The sequence below is a fragment of the Syntrophorhabdaceae bacterium genome (assembly GCA_028698615.1).
Classification (GTDB): Bacteria; Desulfobacterota; Syntrophorhabdia; order Syntrophorhabdales; family Syntrophorhabdaceae; genus Delta-02.
In genome coordinates this window covers 1-4,233 of the sequence record JAQVWF010000097.1, presented here as the reverse complement: position 1 = coordinate 4,233, position 4,233 = coordinate 1, and the positions used below count along the sequence as shown (strand labels likewise).

General features: G+C 55.3%; 4 protein-coding genes. 2 read left to right on the top strand and 2 right to left on the bottom strand.

Annotated elements, in window-relative coordinates; all coding sequences use genetic code 11:
- Both PHC90_14600 and uvrA read left to right on the top strand, forming a co-directional pair.
- A partial coding sequence (locus PHC90_14600; GenBank protein MDD3847575.1) for a hypothetical protein occupies window positions 1-199 on the top strand: 199 nt, incomplete at its 5' end.
- 7 nt (window positions 200-206) lie between these two features.
- Window positions 207-3,086, top strand: coding sequence for an excinuclease ABC subunit UvrA (gene uvrA, locus PHC90_14595; GenBank protein MDD3847574.1), 2,880 nt, complete (start codon window positions 207-209; stop codon window positions 3,084-3,086).
- Between the two features lie 34 nt (window positions 3,087-3,120).
- On the opposite strand, the gene PHC90_14590 is transcribed toward uvrA, so the two are convergent.
- The gene (locus PHC90_14590) at window positions 3,121-3,636 is read right to left on the bottom strand and encodes a methylated-DNA--[protein]-cysteine S-methyltransferase (GenBank protein ID MDD3847573.1); all 516 of its coding nucleotides are present in this window, start codon (window positions 3,634-3,636) and stop codon (window positions 3,121-3,123) included.
- A gap of 54 nt (window positions 3,637-3,690) precedes the next feature.
- Window positions 3,691-4,158, bottom strand: coding sequence for a ferritin family protein (locus tag PHC90_14585; protein MDD3847572.1), 468 nt, complete (start codon window positions 4,156-4,158; stop codon window positions 3,691-3,693).
- Window positions 4,159-4,233 lie beyond the last annotated feature (75 nt).

Sequence of the window (4,233 nt, the reverse complement as noted above, 5' to 3'; positions counted from 1 at the left end):
ACTCCGTATCATAATCCTGCGTACCATCTGGGGTACCTCCTTAATCATAGTCCCGAACTGTGATGGGTTCTTCGCTATGATGGTACCCCAGTTTTTTGTTCTGACACAAAGAATGATACATTACCCGCCACAGGTCTTCTTTGAAATAGGCCCGGTTTTCTGCTATAATCTTGGGCTTGATAAGGATGTGAAGCTGTAATAGCGATATGGATAGTATATTCGTAAAAGGTGCGAGAGAGCACAACCTCAAGGGCATCGATGTAACCATTCCCCGCAACAAGATGGTCGTTATCACAGGGCCGAGCGGTTCCGGTAAGTCGACGCTCGCCTTCGATACCATCTATGCGGAAGGCCAGCGCAGGTACGTCGAATCTATTTCCTCATATGCCCGGCAGTTCCTCGAACTCATGGAAAAACCCGACGTGGACTACATCGAGGGGTTGTCGCCGGCAATCAGCATCGAGCAGAAGAGCATAAGCAAGAACCCGCGAAGCACGGTGGGTACCGTTACCGAGATATACGATTACCTGCGGCTGCTTTTTGCCCGCGTAGGTCATGTCTTCTGCTACGGTTGCGGCAAGGAGATCAAGAGCCAGCACGCCCCCCAGATCGTCGATGCGATCCAGGCCCTGGGAAAGGGGGAGAATCTTACCATTCTCGCCCCCATCGTTCGGGGCAGAAAGGGCGAATACCACAAGGAGATCGACGAGCTCAGGGAACATGGTTTCACGAAGGTCAGGATCGATGGGAAGATCATGGATCTGGCGGACGAGATCGAGCTCGACAAGAACAAGAAACACGAGATCGAGGTCGTCGTCGACCGGATCACCATCAGAGAGGGTGTGGAACGCAGGCTCTTCGAAGCGGTGGAACTGGCTCTCTCAAGGACGGGGGGCCTCGTGAAGGTCGAGACCGGCAAAGAGACGCGGGTTTTCAGCGAAAAGTTTGCCTGTCCCGATTGCGGCATCAGTTATCCCGAGATAGCTCCGCGGATGTTTTCCTTCAACAACCCCTACGGTGCCTGTCCGGCCTGCACCGGGTTGGGCGTCAAGGAATACTTCGACCCGGCCCTCATCGTTCCCAATCACGACCTATCGCTCCGCGACGGTGCGGTCGTGCCATGGGCCGAGAAAAACCCCGTTCATTTCCTGCCCTTTCTCGAGGCCCTCGTCAAGCACTACAAGATCGATATCAGGAGACCCTTCAAGAACCTTCCGAAGGATGTCCAGGATGCCATCCTCTACGGTTCGAAGGGCGAAGAGATAGAGTTCTTCCACGACCTGGGGGAGCGCAGAAGCTTCAGGCGCAAGGCTTTCGCGGGAGTCATCGGCGAGCTTCAGAGGGACTATGAGGATTCCAACTTTTACGAGCGGGAAAAGCTGGAGAGGTTCATCAACCTCATTCCCTGCCCGGAATGCCACGGAGCTCGGCTCAGGAAGGAGATGCTCTGGGTAAAGGTGGGCGGGCTTAATATCTCCGAAATATCCCGGATGACCATCGAGGAATGCCTGGGTTTCTTCGATGCCATGGAACTTTCGGCGAAAGAGCAGGAGATTGCCCGGACGATACTCAAAGAGGTCGCATCGCGGCTCAGATTTCTCCTCGATGTAGGCCTCGACTATATCAGCCTGAGCCGTAATTCCGCCACGCTGTCCTCGGGTGAATCGCAGAGGATCCGTCTTGCAACCCAGATCGGTTCGGGGCTGACAGGGGTGCTCTATGTCCTTGATGAGCCGAGCATCGGGCTTCATCAGCGTGACAACGACAGGCTCCTGGAGACGTTGAGGCGGCTTCGCGACCTCGACAATACGGTTATCGTCGTGGAACACGATTATGACGCCATCGTCTCCTCCGATTATGTTGTCGATCTCGGTCCCGGAGCCGGCGAGAACGGCGGATACCTTGTTTTCCAGGGGACACCCGCGGAATTGAAGATGCATCCCGAGTCGGCAACGGGCCAGTATCTATCGGGACGCCGTTTCATCGAAAGGCCGGCCGACAGGAGACAGACCCGGGGTTATCTCACGGTGAAGGGCGCACGGGCGAACAACCTCAAGAGCATCGACGTCGCGATACCTCTCGGGGTTTTCACTGCCGTCACCGGTGTCTCAGGTTCCGGCAAGAGTACCCTTGTCGTCGATACCCTTTACCCGTTGTTGAAGCAGAAACTCTACAGGTCGAAGGAACGGGTGGGCGAGTATGACGGCATCCAGGGCTTTGAGGCCGTGGACCGTGTCATCGACATCGACCAGTCGCCCATCGGAAGGACCCCGAGATCCAACCCGGCCACCTACACCGGTCTTTTCACCCATATCCGCGAACTCTTCACCAGGCTGCCGGAGTCACGGATGAGAGGTTACAGGGAGGGAAGGTTCAGCTTCAACGTCAAGGGCGGAAGGTGCGAGACCTGCGCCGGCGAGGGTTTTGTCAAGATAGAGATGCAGTTCCTGCCCGATGTTTACATAGTCTGCGAGGCCTGCAAGGGGAAGCGCTACAACAGGGACACCCTGGAGATCCTCTATCGCGGGAAGAGCATCGCCGATGTGCTGGAAATGACCGTTACACAGGCGATGGAGTTCTTCGAAGCCCATCCGCACATGAGGAACAAGCTCAAGGTCCTCAACGATGTAGGACTCGGGTATATCCGCCTGGGACAGGCGGCTACCACCCTTTCCGGCGGAGAGGCCCAGAGGATCAAACTCTCCCGGGAGCTGTCGAAGAGAGACACGGGAAAGACCTTCTATATCCTCGACGAACCGACGACGGGGCTGCACTTTGTGGATATCGAGAAGCTCCTCCACGTCCTTAATGAACTCGTTGACAGGGGCAATACGGTTGTTGTGATCGAGCACAATCTCGATGTCATAAAGAGCGCCGATCACATAATAGACCTGGGGCCCGAGGGCGGGGGTCGGGGAGGGACGATCATTGCGGAAGGCACGCCCGAGGACATCATGTCCATAGAGAGTAGTTATACCGGGGTTTTCCTGAAGCGGTACCTTGAAGACAGCGCCCGCCTTGCCGGCGGGGAGCCGGCCGATCTGGGGACTGTTTCAAGACGTCGACGCTCCAGGGCACGACCATAAGGTACCACTGCCGAGATCGTTTCCGGCTGCCTGCCTAAGCCGACCAGGTTTTTTTGATACCCTCAAGAAAAAGAAGCCTTTTCTTTATCTTTTCTCCCAGCGCGAATCCTCCTATCGACCCATCATGTCGGATGACCCTGTGGCAAGGAATGATGATGGGGATGGGATTCCTCTTCACCGCCTGACCGACGGCGCGTACCCCCCCGGGGCATCCGGCGGATACCGCAATATCGAGATAGCTTCTCGTTTCTCCGTAGGGGATCTTGCGAAGCTCTGTCAATACTCTTTGCGTGAATTCCGGCAGGTCGGATATGTCGACCTCCACATCGAAATCCACCGGTTGCCCTTTCAGATAACGGTGGAGCAGGGTGCGTACAGTCTTAAAGGATTGTTCAGATTCTACGCTGTCAGGAAAGCGTTTCACCAGGGCTCGGTGTTCCTGGTACATGTCATTGTCTGAAAGATCGAGACGTATGATCCGGCCGTTTCTTTTTGCGATGGAGATGGTGCCGAACCAGGATTCGAAGATAGCAAATTCAATGGGATCCAAAGGCGGCCTCGCGGTGTGTTCCCGGCACTGTTGAGAGATGTATCCCTGTTTTGCTCACCCTCCCGATGTTTGCGGGAATGCGGCGTTCGCGTAATAGTATTCCATCTTCTCCTTGTGCTTCAGCTCTTCCGCGGCCATCATAAGGAGCATATTCCGCGCCTCTCCCGAAGAATGCATGGAGGCAAGGGAGAGGTAGAACTCGTGGGACGCCTTCTCGCGATGGGCGGCAATGAGGAAGACATCCTTGCTTTCCATGCCGGCCTTAGGCTCAGGGGCCTCGAGATGCTCCGCGATCTTGTAATCGACGACAGCCGTCATTTTCAGGCCTTCGTTCCCGTAGCCCTTGTCGCGGTAATTTACGAGGAACTCCTTGTGCTTTTTTTCCTCGCCGGCGATGACCTGCAGCGCGTCCTTGGCCGCCTTGTCATCGACGGCGTTTATGAGTTCCATGTAAAAATCGTAGGCTTCTTCCTCTTTTGATATTGCGAGATTGATAATGGCTGCAAAATCCTTGCTTTCCATAAGACCTCCCCCTTTTTTTGTTCTGTCTATAGCATGGCACATTAACTGTGCGCGCGCAAGACCCGGAAAGACAGA